Origin of the sequence: Variovorax paradoxus (assembly GCF_024734665.1) — a bacterium.
In the GTDB taxonomy this organism is placed as follows: domain Bacteria; phylum Pseudomonadota; class Gammaproteobacteria; order Burkholderiales; family Burkholderiaceae_C; genus Variovorax.
Genome location: NZ_CP102931.1, coordinates 1,019,267 through 1,041,715, shown reverse-complemented (window position 1 = coordinate 1,041,715; position 22,449 = coordinate 1,019,267). Strand labels below are relative to the sequence as shown.

Genomic DNA, 22,449 nt, shown 5'->3' with positions numbered 1-22,449 from the left:
CGCCCCGTTGTTGTTTGGATCATCAGCTGGGCATCAGCACCATGTTGTCGCGATGGACCATCTCGGGCTCCGCAACATAGCCCAACAGGCGCTCGAACTCGCTCGAGGGCTTGCGGCACAGCAGGCGCGCCTCCACGCTCGAATAGTTGGCAAGGCCCCGGGCCAGCTCGACGCCATCGACGTCGCGCACCGCGATCACGTCGCCGCGCGAAAACTCGCCTGAAACGCTGGTCATGCCGATCGGCAGCAGGCTCTTGCCCTCGGCCCGTACCTTGGCTGCCGCACCCGCATCGACGACGACGGCGCCGCGCAGTTGCAGGTGGTCAGCCATCCAGCGCTTGCGGGCCTGGTGCTTGGCGGTCTGCGCCACCAGCAGCGTGCCGATGGACTCGCCCCGCGCCAGGCGCAGCAGGGCATCGGCCTCTCGGCCCCAGGCTATGACCGTGGAAGCGCCAGAGCCGGCGGCGCGCTTGGCCGCGAGGATTTTGGTGATCATCCCGCCACGGCCGATGCTGGAGCCTGCGCCACCCGCCATCGCTTCGAGCGCCGGATCGCCCGCAGCGGCTTCGTGCACGAACTTGGCTTCCGGGTCCTTGCGCGGGTCGGCCGTGTACAGGCCCTTCTGATCTGTGAGGATGACCAGCGCATCGGCCTCGACCAGGTTGGCCACGAGTGCACCCAGCGTGTCGTTGTCGCCGAACTTGATCTCGTCGTTGACGACCGTGTCGTTCTCGTTGATGACCGGCACCACACCCAGCTTGAGCAGCGTGACCAGGGTCGAACGGGCATTGAGGTAGCGCTCGCGATCGGCCAGGTCGGCGTGGGTCAGCAGCACCTGCGCGCTGCCGATTTCGTTTTCGCGCAGCTTGGTTTCGTACATCTGGGCCAGGCCCATCTGTCCGACGGCCGCAGCGGCCTGAAGCTCGTTGATTTCGTGCGGCCGGGTGCGCCAGCCGAGGCGCTTCATGCCTTCGGCAATGGCCCCGCTCGACACCATCACGACCTCGCGCCCTTCGCGCACCAGTGCAGCCAGTTGCCGGCACCACTCGCCGATGGCAGCCTCGTCGAGACCGCGCCCCTCGTTGGTCACGAGGCTGGAACCCACCTTGACGACGATACGGCGGGCATCCCGCAAGGCAGTGGATCCGGAGTTCGAGGTCATTTTCGGGTTGTAACGGTCTTGGATGCTGCGTGGATTGCTGTCTATCTATCTATCTGTTGGCAGGGCCGCGGGGCGATGCGGCAACGCCGCTCAGGCGCCCTCGGAAGGCAACGGCGTGAAGCGCGGATCGACGACGACCGGCGCGTGCTCGGCCACCTGCTGTGCCTTGACCTGCTGATAAACAGCCTGCACCAGGTGTTCGCAGCCTTCGCGCGTGAGCGCCGAGATTTCGAACACGGGCCCCTTGAAGCGCAGGCGCTTCACGACGTCCTTGACGCGGGCCGCACGTTCTTCGGTCGGCACCATGTCGAGCTTGTTGAGCACGAGCCAACGCGGCTTTTCGTAGAGCGCGGCGTCATACTTCTTGAGCTCGCCGACGATGGCCTTGGCCTGGGCGACAGGGTCGATGTTGTCGTCGAACGGCGCCATGTCGATCACATGCAGCAGCAGGCGCGTGCGTTGCAGGTGGCGCAGGAAGAGATGGCCGAGGCCCGCACCTTCGGATGCGCCTTCGATCAGGCCGGGAAGGTCGGCCACCACGAAGCTCTGCTCCGGGCCGACGCGCACAACACCGAGGTTCGGGTGCAGCGTGGTGAAGGGGTAGTCGGCAATGCGTGGGCGGGCATTGGAAATGGCGCTGATCAGCGTCGACTTGCCGGCATTCGGCATGCCAAGCAGGCCGACGTCTGCCAGCACCTTCAACTCCAGCTTGACGCTGCGCTTTTCTCCAGGCCAGCCGGGCGTCTTCTGACGCGGCGCGCGGTTGATGGCGCTCTTGAAGCGCATGTTGCCGAAGCCACCGTCGCCGCCCTTGGCGATGGTGATGACTTCGCCCTCTTTCAATAGCTCGAACAGCACCTCGCCGGTTTCGACATCGGAGATGATCGTGCCGACCGGCATCTTGAGCGTGATGTCGTCGCCCGCGGCACCGAACATGTCGGAGCCCATGCCGTGCTCGCCGCGCTTGGCTTCGTGGCGGCGCGAGTAGCGGAAATCGACCAGCGTGTTGAGGTTCGAATCGGCCACTGCGAACACGTGGCCGCCGCGGCCGCCGTCGCCGCCGTTGGGGCCGCCGAATTCCTTGTACTTCTCATGACGGAACGACACGCAGCCGTTGCCGCCATCGCCGGCGGCGATGTCGATGAAGGCTTCGTCGACGAACTTCATGGGATGTCCAGTTTACAAATGAAGAAGCCCCGGCAATGCGGGGCCTCGGGCAGGTCGAAGTGACTCGAGGCTTACGCCGCGGGGGTCACGTTGACCGTGTGCTTGTTGAGTGCACCCTTGGTACCGAACGACACGTGGCCGTCGACCAGGGCAAACAGCGTGTGGTCCTTGCCCACGCCGACGTTCACGCCGGGGTGGAACTGGGTGCCGCGCTGGCGCACGATGATCGAGCCTGCGCTGATCAGTTCGCCGCCGAAAGCCTTCACGCCGAGCATCTTGGGCTTGGAGTCGCGCCCGTTTCGCGTTGAGCCGCCGCCTTTTTTCTGTGCCATGGAATCTGCTCCTTAGCCGGCGATCGCGCCGATTTGCAGTTCGGTGAACTGCTGGCGATGACCTTGACGTTTCTGATAGTGCTTGCGACGGCGCATCTTGAAGATGTGGACCTTGTCGTGCTTGCCGTGCGACAGTACCGTGACTGTCACCGTTGCGCCGGACACCAGGGGCGTGCCAACCTTGATTTCAGCGCCGTTTCCGACAGCCAGAACCTGGTCGATCACGATTTCCTGGCCTACGTCCGCAGCAATCTGTTCTACTTTAATTTTCTCGCCGGAAGCAACGCGATACTGCTTGCCACCGGTTTTTATGACCGCGTACATGTAAACCTCTTAGAAATGAGTCTCCGCAGCGAATTCCGCAGAGCCCAAGATTATAGCGCGGTTTGTGCCTGCTAACCACTTTCAGCCCAGCGCAATCCCGGCAAACCGCCGCGGCTCCCTATAATTTGCGCCTTCCGGCCCTTCCCCAGCTTGGGTCGCCATCATCCTCAGCAGCGCTCCGCGCCTCCGCTTTGCCAGTTCCCGCCGCCGACACCTCCCCCACCGCCACCGTGCTGGACCTGATTGCCGGCGACATGGTCGAAGTCGACCGTGTGATCGCCCGCCGCCTCGACACGGGCGTGCCGCTGGTCAGCCAGGTTTCCAGGTACATCATTTCCGCTGGCGGCAAACGCCTGCGGCCGGCGCTCCTGCTGCTGATGTCGGGCGCGCTGGGTTACACCGGCGAACAGCGCTTCAATCTGGCCGCCGTTGTGGAATTCATTCATACGGCCACCCTGCTGCATGACGACGTGGTCGACGAATCGACCCTGCGGCGCGGGCGAGCGACCGCCAACGAATCGTTCGGCAACCCGGCCAGCGTGCTGGTCGGCGACTTTCTCTACTCGCGCGCATTCCAGATGATGTTGGATGCCAGCAACATGCGCGTCATGCAGATCCTGGCCGAAGCCACCAACGTGATCGCCGAAGGCGAGGTACTCCAGCTGATGAACATGCACGACGCATCGCTGGACGAGGCGGCATATCTGCGCGTGATCCGCTCGAAGACCGCAAAGCTCTTCGAGGCCAGCACCCGCCTCGCGGCCGTGCTGGCAGGCGCCACACCTGATGTGGAAGAGGCCTGCGCCACCTACGGACAGGCACTCGGCACCGCCTTCCAGGTGATCGACGACGTGCTGGACTACGCGGGCGACGCCAACGAGACAGGAAAGAACGTCGGCGACGACCTGCGCGAAGGCAAGACCACGCTCCCGCTCATCTTCGCAATGCAGCGAGGCACCTCGGCTCAGAGCGACCTGGTGCGCGCCGCCATCGAGGCGGGCGACACCGCCCAGCTGGGCAAGGTCGTCGAGATCGTTCGCGAAACTGGAGCCCTGGACGCCTCCCGCGCGGCGGCTGCCGCCGAAGCACAGCGCGCAATTCATGCGCTGAGCGGCTTCCCATCCAATTCGCACGCTTCAGGTTTGCTACAATTGGCGGCTCAGTTGCTTGAGCGACGTGCCTGAACACCTCTCCTGAGTTGGCATCTAGGACGATTTCTTTTTTCTTGCAACCATCGGGGTGTAGCTTAGCCTGGTAGAGCGCTACGTTCGGGACGTAGAGGCCGGAGGTTCGAATCCTCTCACCCCGACCAGCCTTTGGCTGGCATAAATAAATGGCCATGCCTGTTGCTGTGTAGCGATTTACAGCACTGGGCTGTTCAGCGATGATCGTGAAGCACTTTTTCACATCTTTTTCATTCGTTGAATGGCCGCTGCCGAACTTCCAGTTAAAGAACCCTCGCAGATTGCCCTCCCCGGGCTCGCGCGCGCCCTGGTGTCGGCCGGCAAGCTTCCTGCCAGGGCCGCCGAAGACATCTACCAGAAGTCCCTGAGTGGCCGCACCAGCTTCATCGCGGAGCTGACCGGCTCCGGCGCCGTCTCGGCCGCCGATCTCGCCCACACCCTTTCCACCGCCTTCGGCGCGCCGCTGCTCGATCTCGACGCCATCGATCCCCAGCGCCTGCCGAAGGATCTGCTCGACGCGAAGCTGTGCCACGCGTACCGCATCGTTGTCCTGAGCAAACGCAACAACCGTCTGATTGTTGCAACAGCCGATCCCTCGGACCAACAGGCGGCAGAGAAGATCAAGTTCGCCTCCCAGATGGGTGTCGACTGGGTCATCGCGGAATACGACAAGCTGTCGCGAATGATCGAAGCCGCCGCAGTGACGGCGGCGGAGAGCATCAACAACATCGTCGGCAGCGAGTTCGAGTTCGACGATGTCTCGGCCGACACCTCGGGCGACAGCAACGAGCAGGCAATCGCAGAAGTCGAAGACGCACCGGTCGTGCGCTTCCTTCACAAGATGCTGCTCGACGCCGTTGGCATGCGGGCCTCGGACATTCACTTCGAGCCCTACGAGCATCACTACCGCGTGCGTTTCCGGGTCGACGGCGAACTGCGCGAGATCGCCAGCCCGCCCACCGTCATCAAGGACAAGCTGGCCTCGCGCATCAAGGTCATTTCCCGGCTCGACATCTCCGAGAAACGCGTGCCGCAGGACGGCCGAATGAAGCTCAAGATCGGGCCCGACCGCGTGATCGACTTTCGCGTGAGCACACTGCCCACGCTGTTTGGCGAGAAGATCGTCGTTCGTATTCTCGACCCGAGCAGCGCGCGCCTGGGTATCGATGCCCTGGGCTACGACGCGGATGAAAAAGCGCGGCTCCTGCATGCCATCGGCCGCCCGTACGGGATGGTGCTCGTCACCGGCCCGACTGGCTCCGGCAAGACAGTGTCGCTCTACACCTGCCTGAACCTGCTGAACCAGCCGGGCGTCAACATCGCCACGGCGGAAGATCCGTCGGAAATCAACCTGCCCGGCGTCAACCAGGTCAACGTCAACGAACGGGCCGGCCTGACCTTCGCGACCGCGCTGCGCGCCTTCCTGCGCCAGGATCCCGACATCATCATGGTCGGCGAAATCCGCGACCTCGAAACCGCCGATATCTCGATCAAGGCCGCGCAAACGGGCCACCTGGTGCTCTCCACGCTGCACACCAACGACGCGCCGACCACGCTCACGCGGATGCGCAACATGGGTATCGCGCCGTTCAACATCGCATCCAGCGTGATCCTGATCACGGCACAGCGCCTCGCGCGGCGGCTGTGTACCGTCTGCCGCGTGCCGGCCGACGTCCCGCGCGAAGCGCTACTCGACGCAGGGTTCAGGGAGGAAGATCTGGACGGCACATGGAAGCCCTACCGCCCCGTCGGCTGCTCCGCTTGCAGCGGCGGCTACAAGGGCCGCGTGGGCATCTACCAGGTGATGCCGATCACCGAGGCCATCCAGGAAATCATCCTGCGGGACGGCAGCGCGCTCGACATCGCACAGCAGTCCGAGGCGGAGGGCGTACGCTCGCTGCGGCAGTCGGGTCTGCGCAAAGTGATGCAAGGTCTCACTTCTCTGGAAGAAGTCGTGGCCTGCACCAACGAATAACGAACACACTGAAAACCGGAGATCGAATGGCAACAGTGGCATCCACCCGCTCACGTGATGGGCTCAAGGAGTTTGTCTTCGAATGGGAAGGCAAAGATCGCAACGGCAAGATGGTGCGCGGTGAGCTTCGTGCCGCCGGCGAAAACCAGGTGCAGGCCGCACTGCGTCGCCAGGGCGTGCTCGCGTCCAAGATCAAGAAGCGCCGCATGCGCTCCGGCAAGGCGATCAAGCCCAAGGACATCGCCATCTTCACGCGCCAGTTGGCGACCATGATGAAGGCCGGCGTGCCCTTGATGCAGTCCTTCGACATCGTCGGGCGCGGCAACGCGAACGCAAGCGTGGCCAAGCTGCTCAACGACATCCGCAGCGACGTGGAAACCGGCACCTCGCTGTCGGCTGCCTTCCGCAAGTTCCCGAAGTACTTCGACAACCTGTACTGCAACCTGGTGGAGGCCGGCGAAGCGGCCGGTATTCTCGAAGAACTGCTGGACCGGCTGGCCACCTACATGGAAAAGACCGAGGCGATCAAGTCCAAGATCAAGTCGGCATTGATGTACCCGATCTCGGTGATCGTGGTGGCCTTCGTGGTCATCGCCATCATCATGATCTTCGTCATTCCGGCGTTCAAGGAAGTGTTCACGTCGTTCGGCGCTGACCTGCCCGCGCCGACGCTGATCGTGATCAGCATCAGCGAATTCTTTGTGTCCTACTGGTGGCTGATCTTCGGCGGCATCGGCGGCGGGCTCTACTTCTTCATGCAGGCCTGGAAGCGCAACGAGCGCTTTCAAAGAGTCATGGACCGGGCACTGCTGAAGGTACCAATTTTCGGCGTCCTGATCGAAAAATCCTGCGTAGCCCGCTGGACCCGCACCCTTGCAACCATGTTCGCCGCCGGCGTGCCACTGGTCGAAGCCCTCGATTCGGTGGGTGGCGCCTCGGGCAACACCGTCTACGGCGACGCCACGACGAAGATCCAGCAGGAGGTCTCCACAGGCACCAGCCTCACCACGGCCATGACCAACGCCAACCTGTTCCCTTCCATGGTGATCCAGATGACCGCCATTGGCGAAGAATCCGGCTCCATCGACCACATGCTGGGCAAGGCCGCCGACTTCTACGAATCAGAAGTGGACGACATGGTCGCAGGCCTCGCCAGCCTGATGGAACCCATCATCATCGTGTTCCTCGGCACCATCATCGGCGGCATCGTGGTGTCGATGTACCTGCCCATCTTCAAGCTCGGCCAGGTCGTTTGATGCTCGTTTCGCGGGAGTTCGACACCGTTTTCGCCGGTGTGCTGGGGCTATTGATCGGCAGCTTCATGAATGTCGTCATCTACCGCACGCCGGTGATGATGTACCGCGACTGGCTCGCCGACGCCGTCGCCAATCTCATGCCGTCGAAGGATGCGCCCTCGCTGTGGTCGCTGGCCTTCGGTCCGAAGGTCGCGCCTCCCGCTGAGCTGGAAGCGGCAGCCGACAAGGCGGCCGCCGTCATCGAGGCACAACCTCCTTTCGACCTGACCCGCCCCGCATCGCGCTGCGGAACGTGCGGGCACAAGATCCGCTGGTACGAGAACATCCCCGTGCTGAGCTACGCCGCTCTGCGCGGGCGCTGTTCGTCGTGCAAGACCTCGATCAACCTGCGCTACCCCTTGGTCGAGCTGGTCACGGGCGCCCTGTTCGCGCTCTGTGCCTGGCGCTTCGGCATCACACCGGCCGGGGTGCTCTGGGCCGCGTTCGGCGCCCTGCTGATCTGCCAGTTCCTGATCGATTTCGACACCCAGTTCCTGCCCGACTCGCTCAACTACCCCCTGCTTTGGCTCGGCCTGATCGGCGCGGCCATGGGCTGGACCGGCGTGCCGCTGAGCTCGGCGGTCTGGGGCGCGGTGTTCGGCTACCTGAGCCTCTGGCTTGTGTACCATGGCTTTCGCCTGGTTACGGGCAAGGAAGGCATGGGCTATGGAGACTTCAAACTGCTCGCCGCGCTGGGCGCCTGGCTCGGCGCCGACTATCTCATCGCGATCATCCTCGTCTCTTCGCTGGTGGGCGCGGTGATCGGCGTGACGCTGCGCGTCGCCGGCAAACTGGCGCACAAGGACATTCCCATCGCTTTCGGTCCCTTCCTGGCCGGGGCGGGCCTCGTCTGCCTGGTGGCGGGCCCGGAAGTCGTGAGGCAATGGATTCCGTTCGCCTTCCCCCTTGGCGCACTGATCCATTGATACACCGCATGGTGCGGCGCATCGGCCTGACGGGCGGCATCGGCAGCGGCAAGAGCACCGTCGCCGGGCTGCTGATGGCCCAAGGGGCGGTACTGGTGGACACCGATGCCATCGCGCGCGCCATCGCGCTCCCTGGCGGCATCGCCGTGCCGGCCCTTGAGGCAGCCTTCGGCCCCGGGGTCATCGCCCCGGATGGCGGCCTGGACAGGGCAGCCATGCGACAGATCGTGTTCGCGGATACGGGTGCCAAGGCTCGCCTCGAATCCATCCTCCACCCCTTGATCGGCGCCGAAACCCAGCGCCAGGCCGCAGCAGCGGGCGAGGATGCGGTCGTCGTGTTCGATGTTCCCCTGCTCGTCGAATCCGGCCGCTGGCGCGCCACTGTCGACCGGGTGCTGGTGGTCGATGCCACCGAGGAAACGCAGCTCAAGCGCGTCGTCGCACGCTCGGGCTGGACGCCGGAAGCGGTCAAGGCAGTGATCGCCCAGCAGGCCACGCGCCGGGCGCGCCGGGCCGCCGCCGACGCGGTCGTTTTCAACGAGTCTTTGACGCTGGAGGAACTCGCTCAGCAGGTACGGGGTCTCTGGGAACGGTGGGTTCGGCCGGGCACGCGATAATTTGGGGTTGACGCCGCGACGGCTACACGACGATCACGTCAAACGGCGCACGCCTCAGCGCCCCTCACGATGCTTTTCAATTCGTACCCTTTCATCTTCGTTTTCTTCCCGCTGGTCCTGATCGGCTTCTTCCTGATCGGTGCGCGCAGCCCCCGGTCGGCGGCGGGTTTCCTGGCACTGGCTTCGCTCTTCTTCTACGGATGGTGGAGCGTCAAGGCACTGCCCTTGCTGCTGGGGTCGATCTGCATCAACTACTGGTTCGGACTTCGGCTTACGCCCTCGCCCGGCCGGGAAGACAAGCACCGCAAGGCCCTGCTGATCATCGCGCTGGTGGTCAACCTCGGGGTGCTGGCCGTCTTCAAGTACGCCAACTTCTTCCTGGAAAACATCGATGCCGGCCTGGCCGCCGCGGGCTTCGCGCAGATCGATCTGGTGCACATCGTGCTGCCGATCGGCATCTCGTTCTACACCTTCACGCAGATCGCCTTCCTGGTCGACTGCTGGCAGGGCAAGGTGCGGGAGCGCAGCTTCGTGCACTACGCGCTGTTCGTCACCTACTTCCCGCACCTGATCGCGGGCCCGGTGCTGCATCACGCGCAGATGATGCCGCAATTCAACAACCCGGCCACCTACCGGTTCAACGCCAACAACATGGCGCTCGGACTGGGCATCTTCGTATTCGGCCTGGCCAAGAAGATGCTGATCGCCGACCCGCTAGGGCAATACGCCGACATGATGTTCAAGGGCGTGCACGAAGGCGTGCTGCCCTCGCTGTACACGGCCTGGTTCGGGGTGCTGGCCTACACGCTGCAGATCTACTTCGACTTCTCGGGCTACTCGGACATGGCGGTCGGCCTGTCGCTGTGCGTGGGCGTGCAGCTGCCGCTCAATTTCAGGTCGCCTTACAAGTCGACCAACATGATCGAGTTCTGGCGCCGCTGGCACATCTCGCTGTCGACTTTCCTTCGCGACTACCTCTACGTGCCACTCGGCGGCAACCGCAAGGGGCCGGCCCGGCGCTACATCAACCTTTTCCTGACGATGCTGCTGGGCGGCCTGTGGCACGGCGCCGCCTGGACCTTCGTCATCTGGGGCGCGCTGCATGGCGCCTACCTGATGGTCAACCACTTCTGGAACGCCAAGGTGCGCCGCGGCAACACTAAGACCACGTGGTACGGCCGCGCGGCCGGCTGGTTCATCACCTTCCTGTGCGTGATGATCGCCTGGGTGGTGTTCCGGGCAGACAGCATGACGGCCGCCGTCGAAATCTACAAAGGCATGCTGGGCCTGCACGGCGCGCCCGTGTCGGCCTTCAGCGAGTTCCGCGTGCCGTTCCGCAAGCCCGAGTTCTTCCAGACCATCCTCGTCGGCTTGGTGATCTGTCTGGCGCTGCCGCCCACCATCACGCTCGATCGCTGGATCCCGAACGTCGCGGGGCTGGCCGGCCGCCCCCGCCTCCAGCGACTGGCCACCTGGGTCACGGGCCTGGGCTGCATCTATCTTTTTGGCCTGTGCGTGTCGAAGTTCGGCAACTACAGCCCGTTCCTCTATTTCCAGTTCTGACATGGAAGACACGAAATCGGCCAGGACCTGGCTACGCATCTTTGTCGCGGGCTATCTGGTGTGCTGCGCGCTGCTGGTCGCCAGCCTCTTCACCCCCATTCCCTACGGCGACCTGACCCGCATCGGGCGCATCTCGGAACGCGAGTTCGGCTGGCACGTGCCGCCACCACCTATTCCCGACGCGGACATCAAGACATGGCCGATCCAGGAATCCGACATCCTGGTGATCGGCGACAGCTTCTCCGTGCGCTACGCCTGGCAATCGGCGCTCGTGGGCGCCGGCTACAAGGTCACCACAACGCACTGGGACAACCTCGGCGGCACCCTGTGCGACGACTTCTCGGGTTGGCTCGATAAGTCCGGCTTCAAGGGCAAGGTGGTCATCGTCGAGAGCATCGAGCGCCTGCTGCAGGACCGCATCGAGAAGTCCGAGAGCTGCAAGACGATGAAGCACGCCTTCAAGCCCACGCCGCCGCCCTTCGAGAACCCTGCCAAGCCCGCCCCCGGCTTCCAGCTCAACTGGGATGCCCAGTTGCTCAGTGGCTGGTTCACATACCAAAACACCAAGGCCATCATGGCGTCCGACAGCTGGACCAACACGCCCGATCGCTGGGGCCCGCTGATCGACGCGCGCGTGGTGCCCGACGGCTGCAAGCAGTTCAGCCACCGCGCCTGCGACAAGCTGCTCATGACCGCCGAAGACCGCGTCAACGCGGCGCTGACGGCCGAGTCCGCGCAGTTCATGAAGCGCTTCGAAAGCACCGCTGCGCCTTACAAGGTGGTGTGGATGGTGGTCCCCAACAAGAGCACCGTGTATTTGCAACAAAACCATGCCGATGCGTTCCGGGCCGAATTCAACCCGCAAAATATCGGGCCAGACCTGTTCGCACTGGCAGAAGAGAACCGCTTCAAGATGAAGGATCTTTTCCCCGCCAACGAGACCCACGTCTCGACCCGGGGTTACATTCTTTTCGGGCAGCGTATGCTGGAGGCTGTGCGACAGGTGATGCCCACCCCGGTTGCCAAATCACAATGAGCTCGAACCCGACGTGAAAAAACGATACGCGTGATCCTCTACGAGTACCCCTTCAACGAGCGCATCCGCACGTACCTGCGGCTGGAGCACCTGTTTCGTCGCCTCGGCGAACTGGTGCCCGCCGAATCGCCTCTGTCCCACCACTACGCCCTTGTCACGATCTTCGAGATCATGGACGTCGCCGCGCGCGCAGACCTCAAGGCCGACGTGCTGCGCGACCTGGACAAGCACAAGAACGTCTTCAACAGCTACCGGGGCAATCCGGCCATTGCCGAGGCCGTGCTCGACCAGGTCGTCGGCCAGCTCGAAGGCAACTTCGCCACCCTCAACAGCGTGGCCGGCAAGGCCGGCCAGGCGCTGACGGAAAACGAGTGGCTCATGAGCATCCGCAGCCGCGCCGGCATTCCGGGCGGCACCTGCGAGTTCGACCTGCCCGCCTACTACGCCTGGCAGCATCGCCCCGCCGCCAGCCGCCGCGCCGATCTCGAACGCTGGTCGAACACCCTGTCGCCGCTGGCCTCATCGATCTACCTGCTGCTCAAGCTGCTGCGCGACGCCGACGTGCCCTACAAGGTGATCGCCACCAACGGCCAGTTCCAGCAGAACCTGCCGCAGGGCCGCAGCTTCCAGCTGCTGCGCCTGCGCATCGACCCCAAGCTCGGCCTGATCCCCGAAATCAGCGGCAACCGCCTCATGGTCTCGGTGCGCCTGATGCGCCACGACGCGGACGACCGCCTCCACCAAAGCTCGGACGACGCGCCTTTCGAGCTGACCCTCTGCGCATGACGACACGGTTGAACAGCAAGGGCGAACGGATCGTCCGCTGCCCCACATGCAGCGGAGACAGCATCTACGCGCCGAGCAACGCCTACAGGCCCTTCTGCAGCGCGCGCTGCAAGGGTGTCGACCTGGGTGCCTGGGCCAGCGAAGAATTCCGCATGCCGGCCGAAGCGCCGCCTGACGACGAGCCTTTCGGCGACCCCAAGATCCAGTAAGAAAGCAGCCGCGAGGCTGGCTACTCTACTTGCCGCCCGCGTCCTCGTCGAGCAGCGCGGGGTCGATGTAGGTTGCGAAGCTGCGCGCATACCGGGGCCGCAAGTGCCCGATGTCCTTGTAGGCCGGCGAACCGTCGTCCGGCATGCTGCGGATGCACTGGCCATCGGCGCACAGGCTGGCAAACGGCTCGATGACCTTTGCGCCATTGGCCTCGGCCACCTGCTTCAGCCGCGCATTGAACTGCGACTGGTCCCGCGGCATCGGCGCCTTGAGCTGCCCGGTGACCGCCGTCATGCCGCCCAGACGGCTGCCCTGGATCTGCTTGAGCGGATCGAAATCCATGCCGACCGGATTGCCGAGCACCAGGTAGACCGTCTTGTGTGCCGATAGGCGCTTCAGCGTCTCGCCCAGCGACTTCAGCGACAGGTCAACACCGTCTCCACCGAGAAACGGGTGCGCGACCTTCTTGTCGTCGACGAAGTAGTTCACCGTGGGCCCGGCCCCCGTGAAGTAGCAGCTCCAGCACGCCCCGAGCACCACCGAATCGATCTCCGGCTTGAGCGCCAGATCGAGCACCGCCGCACGCCGCTCTTCGCACGCCGTGTCGGCGCCGCTGAACAGGCCCGGCACAGGCGGGCACGAGCCCTTGGTCGCGAAGTACACCGTACGGGCCTTGCCGGGCTGCGTGCGCACCAGTTCGAGCGCGCGCGGCGCGTATTGCTCGACGTGGCTGTCGCCGATCAGCAGCACGTTGTGCTTGCCGCTGCCGGTGCGGTAGACAAACTGCCCGCCCAGCGCGGCCTCTTCGAAGCCGTCGTAGTAGTTGTCTTCGCGCGTCGCGTCAGCCACGGCCTGCAGGGCCTGGCTGTCGTTGCGCGGAAGCGGCGTGCCCAGGAAAACCAGCACGCCGGCCAACGCCAGCGCAGCGCCGCTGCCCGCCAGCCCGCGCAACATCGTCTGCGAGAGATGAAGCTTGACGAAGCGCTCCAGGAAGCGATACGTGGCCCAGGCCAGCGCGACCGACGCCACCACCAGCACGATGCGCACCTGCAGCGAAGGCTCCCCGCCCACCACGATGCGCGCATACGAAAGCAGCGGCCAGTGCCAAAGGTACAGCGGATAGCTGATCAGGCCGATCCACACCATGACGCGGTTCGACAGCAGATACCGGTTGAGCACGCCGTTCGGCCCGGCCGCGATGCAACTCACCGCACCCAGCACCGGCAGCAGCGCCCACCAGCCCGGAAACGCCTTCGTGCTGCGCGTCATGAAGAGGCCGAGCACGAGCAGGCCCACGCCCACGACGGACTGCAAATGCTTTGTCCACGCACGCGGCTGGGCCGAACCGCTGGCAACTTGCTGCAGCCGCATCGCCGCCAGCAATCCGCCCGCCATCAGCTCCCAGGCGCGCGACAGCGGCGAATAGAACGCCGCCGCGCGGTGCGGCTGCACCGTCAGCACATTGACCAGGAACGAGATCGCGGCCACAGCCAGCGTCACACGCAAGATGGGCCAGCGCTTGCGCCAGGCCAGCCCAAGCATCAGCGGCCAGAAGATGTAGAACTGCTCCTCGATCCCCAGCGACCACAGGTGCAGCAGTGGCTTGGTCTCGGCCGTGGCGTCGAAGTACCCGGCCTCGCCCAGAAAGACGAGGTTGGCAAAGAAGGCGGCCCCGCCCGTGGTCTGCTTGCCGAGCTGCGAGAACTCCCCCGGCAGCAGCACGTACCAGCCGAAGGCCAGCGTCGCCAGCAGCACGAGCACCAGCGCCGGAAAGATGCGCCGGATGCGCCGCGCATAGAAGTCGCGATAGCTGAAATCGCCCGCCGCCAGGCTCTGCAGAAGAATGGTCGTGATCAGGAAGCCCGAGATCACGAAGAAGATGTCGACCCCGATGAAGCCGCCCGGCAGCAGGCTCGGAAAGGCGTGGTACGCCAACACCGAGCCCACCGCGATGGCGCGCAGGCCGTCGATGTCCGGGCGGTACTTGGGATGCATCGTTCGCTCAGCCTCGCTCAGCGCGACGGCTGTTGCACGGCGCGCACCGTGCGGTCGAAGTAGCTCGCCTCTTCCCGGGTGTAGCGCGGGCGCAGGTGGTCGGCGTCCTTGTAGGCGGGCGAACCGTCGGGCATCGTACGGATGCACTGGTCGTCCTTGCACAGCACCGCCATCGCATCGATGGCCTCGGCTCCGCTCGCCTGCGCGATCGCGCGCAACCGGTCATTGAGCTGCTTCTGGTCGGCCGGCAGCGGCGTCGTCGGCGTCGAGACCGAAGCCTCCATGTGCGTCAGGCGGCTGCCCTCGATCAGGCGCTTCGGCGTGAACTCCGGGCCACCGGGGTTGTCGAGCAGCAGGAAGACCTTCTTGTGGCGTGCCAGCTCGCGCAGCGTGACCTCCAGCGAGGCCAGCGAGCGTTCGATGCCGTCGCCGCCCTGGAACGGGTGGACCACGTTGTCCGCGCCGCGGTAGTAGTACTCCAGGGCGCCGTGGCCGACGAAGTAGCAGTTCCAGCAACCGCCGATGACCACCGAATCGACCTCGGGGCTCAGTGCATAGGCCAGCAATGCAGTGCGCCGCTCGGCGCATCCGATGTTCTTGTCCGCAAAGACCCCCGGCACCGCCGGACACGCGCCCTGGGTCACGAACCAGGCCGACTTGTCTTCCATCGACAGCGTGCGGGCCAGTTCCATCACGCGCGGCGCGTACTGCTGCACGTGGCTGTCGCCCAGGAACAGCACCCGCTTGGGCCCACCGCCAACCTTGTAGACCAGCTGGTCGCCGATCATGTCGAGCTTGAAGCCCTGGTAGTAGTCGGCATCCAGTCCGGCGTTGGCGACGATCTGCAGTTGGGCGCTGTTGTTGCGCGGCTCGGGCACGCCGAAGAAGATCGCCGTGCCTGCGGCGGCCAGCAGCACCATCCCCGCGCCCAGTGCCTTGAGCGTGCCCGCGCCGGGGCGGTTTCTCGCATAGCGCTCGACAAAGCGGTACGTGGCCCACGCGAGCAGCACGCTGGCCACCATCGCGCCTGCGCGGTAGACCGGCGACGGATGCAGCGGGTCGGCCTCCACGATGCGCACGAACGCAAGCAGCGGCCAGTGCCACAGGTACAGCGGATAGCTGATGAGCCCGAGCCACACCATCACCCGGTTCGACAGCAGGTACTTGTTCAGCACGCCGTTCGGCCCCGCGGCGATGCAGCTCACCGCGCCCAGCGTGGGCAGCAGCGCCCACCAGCCAGGGAACGCCTTGTTGCTGCGGATCATCACCAGCCCGAGCACGATCAACCCGACGCCCAGCACCGACTGCAAATGGCTGCGCCACGCGCTCGGCGCCGGCGGCTTCAGCCGCATGCAGGCCAGGATGCCGCCCACCATCAACTCCCAGAAACGGGAGGCCGGCGAGTAGAACGACGCCGCCGGCAACGGATGCACCGTCGTCACGTTCACCAGGAACGAGACCACCGCGACCACCAGCACCACGCGCACGATCGGCCAGCGCTTGCGCCATGCGAGCCCCAGCAGCAGCGGCCAGAAAATGTAGAACTGCTCCTCGATGCCCAGCGACCACAAGTGCAGCAGTGGCTTGGTTTCGGCTGCGGTGTCGAAGTACCCCGACTCGCCCCAGAACACCAGGTTGGCGACGAACGCCGCGCCGCCCACGGTCTGCTTGCCGAGCTCGGCGAACTCGTCGGACAGCAACAGATACCAGCCGGCGCACAGCGTCGCCAGCAGCACCACGATCAGCGCCGGAAAGATCCGCCGGATGCGCCGTGCGTAGAAGTCGCGGTAGCTGAAGTCACCCGCCGCGAGGCTCTGGAGAATGATGGTCGTGATCAGGAAGCCCGAGATCACGAAGAAGATGTCGACCCCGACGAAGCCGCCCATCAGCGCCGTAGGGAAGGCGTGATACACCAGCACGGACCCGACCGCGATCGCGCGCAGCCCATCGATGTCCGGACGGTACTTGGGATGCATCAATCAGTCAGTTGGCCGGCGCAACAGGCGCGACGACCGGAGGCGGCACGAACGGCAGGCCGCGCTCTTCCGACAGCCATTGCAGCACCGGAAACGCGCCCGGGAGTACCGGCGTCACGTCCAGCGGCAGCTGTTGCCAGGCCATCTGCTGGCCTTCGCGCATCTCGAACTCGCCGCTCCAGGCCGTCACCTTGCACCAGTGCAGGCGCACCAGCGCATGCGGGTAGTCATGCTCCGTGATCTTCCAGACTTCGGCGCCGTCGATGGTGATGCCGAGTTCCTCCTGCAGCTCGCGCCGCAGTGCCTCTTCGACCGTCTCGCCCGCCTCGATCTTGCCGCCGGGAAACTCCCAGAAGCCCGCATAGGCCTTGCCTTCGGGCCGGCTCGAGAGCAGCAGCGCGTCGTCGGACAGGCGAATCAGCACGCCGACCGCGACTTCCGTGTGCTTGCGAGGCTCGCTCACGCGGCGCTCCGGCCCGCGTAGTCGCGCGCGAACTGGTAGGCCACGCGGCCGCTGCGCGAACCGCGCTCCAGCGCCCACACGAGCGCCTCGGGCCGCGCCGCCGCGATGGCTGCGTCGTCCACGCCGAACGACGAGAGCCACTGCCCCACGATCGTCAGGTACTCGTTCTGGCTGAAGGGATAGAAGCTCACCCAGAGGCCGAAGCGCTCCGACAGCGAGATCTTTTCCTCGATCACCTCGCCGGGATGGACTTCGCCATCGTCGGTGTGGGTGTACGTGAGGTTTTCCTTCATGTACTCGGGCAGCAGGTGGCGCCGGTTGCTGGTCGCGTAGATCAGCACGTTGGGCGTCGAGGCCGCAATCGACCCGTCGAGGATCGACTTCAGCGCCTTGTAGCCCGGCTCGCCTTCGTCGAAGCTCAGGTCGTCGCTGAACACGATGAATTTCTCGGGACGCTGCGACACAACTTCGACGATGTCGGGCAGGTCGACGAGTTCGGCCTTGTCCACTTCGATCAGGCGCAGGCCCTGCGGCGCATAAGCCTGCAGGCAAGCACGGATCAACGACGACTTGCCCGTGCCACGCGCGCCCGTCAGCAGCACGTTGTTGGCCGGCTTGCCTTCGACGAACTGCTGCGTGTTGCGCGCGATCTTTTCCTTCTGGACGTCGATTTCCTTCAGCGAATCGAGCGCCATCGCGGCCACGTGCTTCACTGGCTCAAGCACACCGTGGCCCGAGTTGCGGCGGCGGTAGCGCCAGGCGATGGATGCGTTCCAGTCGGCGGGCGCGGCCAGCGGCTGCGGAAGGATAGATTCGATGCGGGAAATGAGCTGCTCGGCGCGCTCGATCAGCTTCTGGAACTGCTCGTTCATGACCGGTAGTCGGCGTTGATGGTCACATATTCGTGGCTGAAGTCGCAGGTCCACACCGTCTCGCTGGCCGTGCCGCGGCCGAGGCCAATGCGCACCGTGATCTCGCTCTGCTTCATCACGCGCTGGCCGTCTTCTTCGCGGTACGACGGGTTGCGTCCGCCCTTGACGGCCACGTGCACATCGTCGAGGAACAGGTCGATGCCGGTCTGGTCGAGGTCAGCGATGCCCGCATAGCCGACGGCCGCCAGGATGCGGCCCAGATTCGGGTCGCTGGCGTAGAAGGCCGTCTTGACCAGCGGCGAATGCGCCACGGCATACGCCACCTGCTTGCACTCGGCGGCATCGCGGCCGCCTTCGACCTGGATGGTGATGAACTTGGTCGCGCCTTCGCCGTCGCGCACGATGGCCTGCGCCAGTTGGCGGGCCACGTTCTGCATCGCGGCCACAAGCGCCTTGCCGTCGGCCGAATCGAGCGACGTGATGGTCGCGTGCGACGCCTTCTGCGTGGCAATGACCACGAACGAGTCGTTGGTCGAGGTGTCGCCGTCGATGGTCACGCGATTGAACGAGGCATCGGCCAGCAGCTTGGCCAGCGGCTGGATCAGCGACGGATCGATCTTCGCGTCGGTGGCCATGAAGCCCAGCATGGTCGCCATGTTCGGGCGGATCATGCCGGCGCCCTTGCTGATGCCGGTGATGGTGACAGTGGCGCCGCCGATCTGAACCTGCTGGCTGAAGGCCTTGGGAATCGTGTCGGTGGTCATGATGCCTTCGGCCGCGCGCGCCCAGTGGTTCGCGTCGGCATCGGCCAGCGCGGCCGGCAGGCCCGCTTCGATGCGGTCCACGGGCAGCGGCTCCATGATCACGCCGGTGGAGAACGGCAGGATCTGCTCGGGCGCGATCTCCAGCTTGCGCGCGAGCGCGATGCAGGTGGAGCGCGTGCGCATCAGCCCGTCTTCGCCCGTGCCGGCGTTGGCATTGCCGGTGTTGATCACCATCGCCCGGATGCCGTAGTTCGCGGCCAGGTGGTCGCGGCAGACCTGCACCGGCGCGGCGCAGAAACGGTTCTGGGTGAACACCCCGCCGACTGCCGAGCCTTCGTCGATCAGCACGACGGTCAGGTCCTTGCGATTGGCCTTGCGCACGCCCGCTTCGGCCACGCCGATGCGAACGCCGGGCACCGCGAACAAGGCGGCAGGATCAGGGGCAGACAGGTTCACGGGCATGGGGTTTCTCTCGGTGAATGTGTTGCGGACGTCAGTTCAGCTTGCCGTGGCACTGCTTGTACTTCTTGCCACTGCCGCAAGGGCACGGATCGTTGCGGCCGACGCGGGCGAAGGCCAGGGCTTCGGCGCTCAGCGTGCCCAGACCGGCGGCCGCCAGGCGGCGCTGGCTTTCCTCGTCGACACGCACCTCGACTTCGCCGGTTTCGGTCGGCGCGCTGTAGGTGATGTTGGCGACGTTCTCGCCGCGGCTTTCGAGCGCTTCGGCGGCTTCCTCGAGCTGCTCGCCCGACTGCACGCGCACCGTCATCAGCTGGCGCGTGACTTCGTTCTTGACCGAGTCGAGCAACTGGCCGAAGAGCTCGAAGGCTTCGCGCTTGTATTCCTGCTTGGGCTGCTTCTGCGCATAGCCGCGCAGGTGAATGCCCTGGCGCAGGTAGTCGAGCGAGGCCAGGTGTTCGCGCCAATGGGTGTCGATGCTCTGCAGCAGCACCATGCGCTCGAACTGGGTGAAGTTCTCCTGGCCGATCAGTGCGACCTTGGCGTCGAAGGTCTCATTGGCGTTCTTCAGCACCTTCTCGACGATGTCTTCGTCGGCGATGGCTTCCGAGGCCTCGACTTCCTTCTTGAGCGGCATGTCGATGCCCCACTCGTTGAAGAGGCTCTTCTCGAGGCCGTCCAGGTCCCATTGCTCTTCGACCGATTCGCTCGGGATGTACTGGCGCACGAGGTCGGTGAAGCAGCCTTCGCGCAGCGCCGCGATCTGCGCCGTGAGGTCGCCCGCATCGAGGATGTCGTTGCGCTGCTGGTAGATCACCTTGCGCTGGTCGTTCGACACGTCGTCGTATTCGAGCAGCTGCTTGCGAATGTCGAAGTTGCGCGCCTCGACCTTGCGCTGCGCGCTCTCGATGCTGCGCGTGACGATGCCGGCTTCGATGGCTTCGCCGTCGGGCATCTTCAGGCGGTCCATGATCGCCTTCACGCGGTCGCCCGCGAAGATGCGCATCAGCGGATCGTCCAGGCTCAGGTAGAAGCGCGAAGAGCCCGGGTCGCCCTGGCGGCCCGAACGGCCGCGCAGCTGGTTGTCGATGCGGCGCGACTCGTGGCGTTCGGTCGCGATGATGCGCAGGCCGCCGAGCGACTTCACGAACTCGTGGTCCTTGTTCCATTCAGCGCGGACGTGTTCGATGTCGGCCTTCTTCGTGGCTTCGTCGCGGCCTTCGTCGTTCTCGATGGCCTCGATCATCTTCTCGATGTTGCCGCCCAGCACGATGTCGGTACCGCGGCCAGCCATGTTGGTCGCGATGGTGATCATCTTCGTGCGGCCGGCCTGCGCCACGATGTCGGCCTCGCGAGCGTGCTGCTTGGCGTTGAGCACCTGGTGCGGCAGGTCCGCCTTGGTGAGCAGCGCGTCGATGATTTCGGAGTTCTCGATGGACGAGGTGCCCACCAGCACCGGCTGGCCGCGCTCGTAGCACTCGCGGATATCTTGAATGGCCGCTTCGTACTTCTCGCGCGTCGTCTTGTAGACGCGGTCGAGCTGGTCTTCGCGCTTGCTGATGCGGTTGGGCGGAATGATCGTGGTCTCGAGACCGTAGATTTCCTGGAATTCGTAGGCCTCGGTGTCGGCCGTGCCGGTCATGCCGGCCAACTTGCCGTACAGGCGGAAGTAGTTCTGGAAGGTGATGGAAGCCAGCGTCTGGTTCTCGGCCTGGATCTCCACGCCTTCCTTGGCTTCCACGGCCTGGTGCAGGCCATCGCTCCAGCGGCGGCCCGTCATCAGGCGGCCGGTGAATTCGTCGACGATCACCACTTCGCCCTGCTGCACCACATAGTGCTGGTCACGGTGGTAGAGGTGACGTGCACGCAGCGCTGCATTCAGGTGATGCATCAGCGTGATGTTGGCCGGGTCGTAGAGCGAGGCGCCCTCGGGCAGCAGCTTGAATTCGCCCAGGATGCGCTCGGCGTTCTCGTGGCCGTCTTCGGTCAGGAACACCTGGTGGGTCTTTTCGTCGACCGTGAAGTCGCCGGGCACCGTGACGCCCTCGCCCGTGCGCGGGTCGGCTTCGCCTTCCTGCTTCTTGAGCAGCGGCACCACCTTGTTGATGGCCAGGTAGAGGTCGGTGTGGTCTTCGGCCTGGCCGCTGATGATCAGCGGGGTGCGGGCCTCGTCGATCAGGATCGAGTCCACTTCGTCGACGATGGCGTAGTTCAGGCCGCGCTGCACCCGGTCGCCGGGCTCGTAGACCATGTTGTCGCGCAGGTAGTCGAAGCCGTACTCGTTGTTCGTGCCGTACGTGATGTCGCTGCGGTAAGCGGCCTGCTTTTCCTCGCGCGGCATCTGCGGCAGGTTGATGCCCACCGAGAGACCGAGGAAGTTGTAGAGGCGCCCCATCCAGGTCGCGTCGCGATTGGCCAGGTAGTCGTTCACTGTGACCACGTGCACGCCCTGGCCGGACAGCGCGTTCAGGTACACCGGCAGCGTGGCGGTCAGCGTCTTGCCTTCGCCGGTGCGCATTTCGGAGATCTTGCCGTTGTGCAGCGCCATGCCGCCGAGCAATTGAACGTCGAAGTGGCGCATCTTCATGACGCGCTTGGAGCCTTCGCGCACCGTGGCGAAGGCTTCCGGCAGCAGGTCGTCGAGCGATTCACCCTTGGTGACGCGGTCCTTGAACTCCTGCGTCTTGGCACGCAGCGCATCGTCGCTGAGCTTCTCGAATTCGGGTTCGAGCGCATTGATGCGTTCCACCGTCTTGCGATACTGCTTGAGGAGCCGGTCGTTGCGACTGCCGAAAATCTGGGTCAGGAAGTTGGTTGCCATGGGTGGAGATGGGCGGGCACCTGATACGGCAGGCACTTCGACCGGATTCCCTAAGATATGGTGAAAGCAGTTGGGCGCGCTTTCAATGAAAGCAAGCAGCCTTTTTTCCGGCGCGAACGCCGGCAAACCGGGCATTTTAGCTGTCTTGTTTCTAACCCCTGGATTACCGATGTATCGCCGACTTCCCCCCGCCATTTCGCTGCAGCAAGCTGCAGAAGGCGCGCCCACCCTGGGCAGCCTGATGGCGCGCGCACGCGACACCGCGGAGCGGCTCAAGGCCGTGGAAGGGCTGATTCCGCCGGCCATGCGCGGCGCCGTGCAGGCCGGGCCGGCCGAGGGCGACGTGTGGTGCCTGCTGGTCAAGGGCAGCGCCGCGGCCGCCAAGCTGCGGCAGCTGTCGCCGATGCTGGTGACGCGGCTCAAGAACCGGGGATGGGACGTGGCGACGATCCGGATCAAGGTGCATACCGGCCGCTGAGCCGCCAGCCTGCGTTACCTTTGATTTTTCGTCTGAAAGTAGAT

Annotated in this window: 20 protein-coding genes and 1 tRNA gene; 11 read left to right on the top strand and 10 right to left on the bottom strand. The window is 64.8% G+C overall.

Annotated features, from left to right (window positions below; all coding sequences use genetic code 11):
* Positions 1–22 precede the first annotated feature (22 nt).
* The 4 genes from proB to rplU form a co-directional block, all read right to left on the bottom strand.
* On the bottom strand, positions 23–1,162 hold the full coding sequence (gene proB, locus NWF24_RS04945; RefSeq protein ID WP_258353228.1) for a glutamate 5-kinase: 1,140 nt from the start codon (positions 1,160–1,162) through the stop codon (positions 23–25).
* Positions 1,163–1,252: 90 nt separating this feature from the next.
* On the bottom strand, positions 1,253–2,329 hold the full coding sequence (cgtA, locus tag NWF24_RS04940) for an Obg family GTPase CgtA (protein WP_258353227.1): 1,077 nt from the start codon (positions 2,327–2,329) through the stop codon (positions 1,253–1,255).
* A gap of 71 nt (positions 2,330–2,400) precedes the next feature.
* Positions 2,401–2,661, bottom strand: a complete 261-nt coding sequence (rpmA, locus tag NWF24_RS04935) for a 50S ribosomal protein L27 (RefSeq protein WP_093057448.1) — start codon at positions 2,659–2,661, stop codon at positions 2,401–2,403.
* Positions 2,662–2,673: 12 nt separating this feature from the next.
* Positions 2,674–2,985, bottom strand: coding sequence for a 50S ribosomal protein L21 (rplU, locus tag NWF24_RS04930; RefSeq protein ID WP_007833243.1), 312 nt, complete (start codon positions 2,983–2,985; stop codon positions 2,674–2,676).
* 191 nt (positions 2,986–3,176) lie between these two features.
* Here rplU and NWF24_RS04925 point away from each other — a divergent pair, with 191 nt between their 5' ends.
* The 10 genes from NWF24_RS04925 (at position 3,177) to NWF24_RS04880 (ending at position 12,576) form a co-directional block, all read left to right on the top strand.
* Positions 3,177–4,169 carry a polyprenyl synthetase family protein gene (locus NWF24_RS04925; protein WP_258353226.1) on the top strand — a complete coding sequence of 331 codons (993 nt, stop codon included), beginning with the start codon at positions 3,177–3,179 and terminating at the stop codon, positions 4,167–4,169.
* 51 nt (positions 4,170–4,220) lie between these two features.
* A tRNA-Pro gene (locus NWF24_RS04920) sits at positions 4,221–4,297 on the top strand.
* Between the two features lie 113 nt (positions 4,298–4,410).
* Positions 4,411–6,144 carry a type IV-A pilus assembly ATPase PilB gene (pilB, locus tag NWF24_RS04915; RefSeq protein WP_097198199.1) on the top strand — a complete coding sequence of 578 codons (1,734 nt, stop codon included), beginning with the start codon at positions 4,411–4,413 and terminating at the stop codon, positions 6,142–6,144.
* 26 nt (positions 6,145–6,170) lie between these two features.
* A complete protein-coding gene (locus tag NWF24_RS04910) occupies positions 6,171–7,400 on the top strand; it encodes a type II secretion system F family protein (protein ID WP_258353225.1) in 1,230 nt (409 codons plus the stop codon).
* Positions 7,400–8,365 (top strand): prepilin peptidase, encoded by a 966-nt coding sequence (locus NWF24_RS04905; protein WP_258353224.1) that lies wholly within the window; start codon positions 7,400–7,402, stop codon positions 8,363–8,365. The genes NWF24_RS04910 and NWF24_RS04905 overlap by 1 nt, the downstream gene beginning before the upstream one ends.
* Positions 8,366–8,373: 8 nt before the next feature.
* Positions 8,374–8,982 (top strand): dephospho-CoA kinase, encoded by a 609-nt coding sequence (gene coaE, locus NWF24_RS04900; RefSeq protein ID WP_258353223.1) that lies wholly within the window; start codon positions 8,374–8,376, stop codon positions 8,980–8,982.
* A gap of 69 nt (positions 8,983–9,051) precedes the next feature.
* Positions 9,052–10,545 (top strand): MBOAT family O-acyltransferase, encoded by a 1,494-nt coding sequence (locus NWF24_RS04895; RefSeq protein WP_258353222.1) that lies wholly within the window; start codon positions 9,052–9,054, stop codon positions 10,543–10,545.
* A 1-nt stretch (position 10,546) separates the two neighbouring features.
* Positions 10,547–11,581, top strand: a complete 1,035-nt coding sequence (locus NWF24_RS04890) for a hypothetical protein (RefSeq protein WP_258353221.1) — start codon at positions 10,547–10,549, stop codon at positions 11,579–11,581.
* A 30-nt stretch (positions 11,582–11,611) separates the two neighbouring features.
* Positions 11,612–12,367, top strand: coding sequence for a cell division protein ZapD (gene zapD / locus NWF24_RS04885; RefSeq protein ID WP_093057441.1), 756 nt, complete (start codon positions 11,612–11,614; stop codon positions 12,365–12,367).
* The gene (locus NWF24_RS04880) at positions 12,364–12,576 is read left to right on the top strand and encodes a DNA gyrase inhibitor YacG (RefSeq protein WP_258353220.1); all 213 of its coding nucleotides are present in this window, start codon (positions 12,364–12,366) and stop codon (positions 12,574–12,576) included. Before zapD ends, NWF24_RS04880 begins: the two co-directional genes overlap by 4 nt.
* Before the next feature lie 25 nt (positions 12,577–12,601).
* Here the strand turns inward: NWF24_RS04880 and NWF24_RS04875 are convergent, their stop codons facing one another.
* Genes NWF24_RS04875 through secA form a run of 6 tightly spaced genes read right to left on the bottom strand, consistent with a single transcriptional unit; the run spans position 12,602 to position 21,927 of the window.
* The gene (locus tag NWF24_RS04875) at positions 12,602–14,572 is read right to left on the bottom strand and encodes an acyltransferase family protein (protein WP_258353219.1); all 1,971 of its coding nucleotides are present in this window, start codon (positions 14,570–14,572) and stop codon (positions 12,602–12,604) included.
* Positions 14,573–14,589: 17 nt separating this feature from the next.
* Complete coding sequence (locus NWF24_RS04870; RefSeq protein ID WP_258353218.1) at positions 14,590–16,548, bottom strand: acyltransferase family protein; 1,959 nt, start codon at positions 16,546–16,548, stop codon at positions 14,590–14,592.
* 7 nt (positions 16,549–16,555) lie between these two features.
* The gene (locus tag NWF24_RS04865; RefSeq protein ID WP_093179193.1) at positions 16,556–17,011 is read right to left on the bottom strand and encodes an NUDIX domain-containing protein; all 456 of its coding nucleotides are present in this window, start codon (positions 17,009–17,011) and stop codon (positions 16,556–16,558) included.
* On the bottom strand, positions 17,008–17,883 hold the full coding sequence (locus NWF24_RS04860) for an ATP-binding protein (protein WP_093057437.1): 876 nt from the start codon (positions 17,881–17,883) through the stop codon (positions 17,008–17,010). Before NWF24_RS04860 ends, NWF24_RS04865 begins: the two co-directional genes overlap by 4 nt.
* Positions 17,880–19,109 carry a bifunctional glutamate N-acetyltransferase/amino-acid acetyltransferase ArgJ gene (gene argJ, locus NWF24_RS04855; protein WP_258353217.1) on the bottom strand — a complete coding sequence of 410 codons (1,230 nt, stop codon included), beginning with the start codon at positions 19,107–19,109 and terminating at the stop codon, positions 17,880–17,882. Before argJ ends, NWF24_RS04860 begins: the two co-directional genes overlap by 4 nt.
* A 31-nt stretch (positions 19,110–19,140) precedes the next feature.
* Positions 19,141–21,927: a preprotein translocase subunit SecA gene (gene secA, locus NWF24_RS04850; protein ID WP_258353216.1), complete on the bottom strand. Its 2,787-nt coding sequence runs from the start codon at positions 21,925–21,927 to the stop codon at positions 19,141–19,143.
* A 169-nt stretch (positions 21,928–22,096) separates the two neighbouring features.
* On the opposite strand from secA, the gene NWF24_RS04845 reads away from it, so the two are divergent.
* Complete coding sequence (locus NWF24_RS04845; protein ID WP_093077492.1) at positions 22,097–22,405, top strand: hypothetical protein; 309 nt, start codon at positions 22,097–22,099, stop codon at positions 22,403–22,405.
* Positions 22,406–22,449 lie beyond the last annotated feature (44 nt).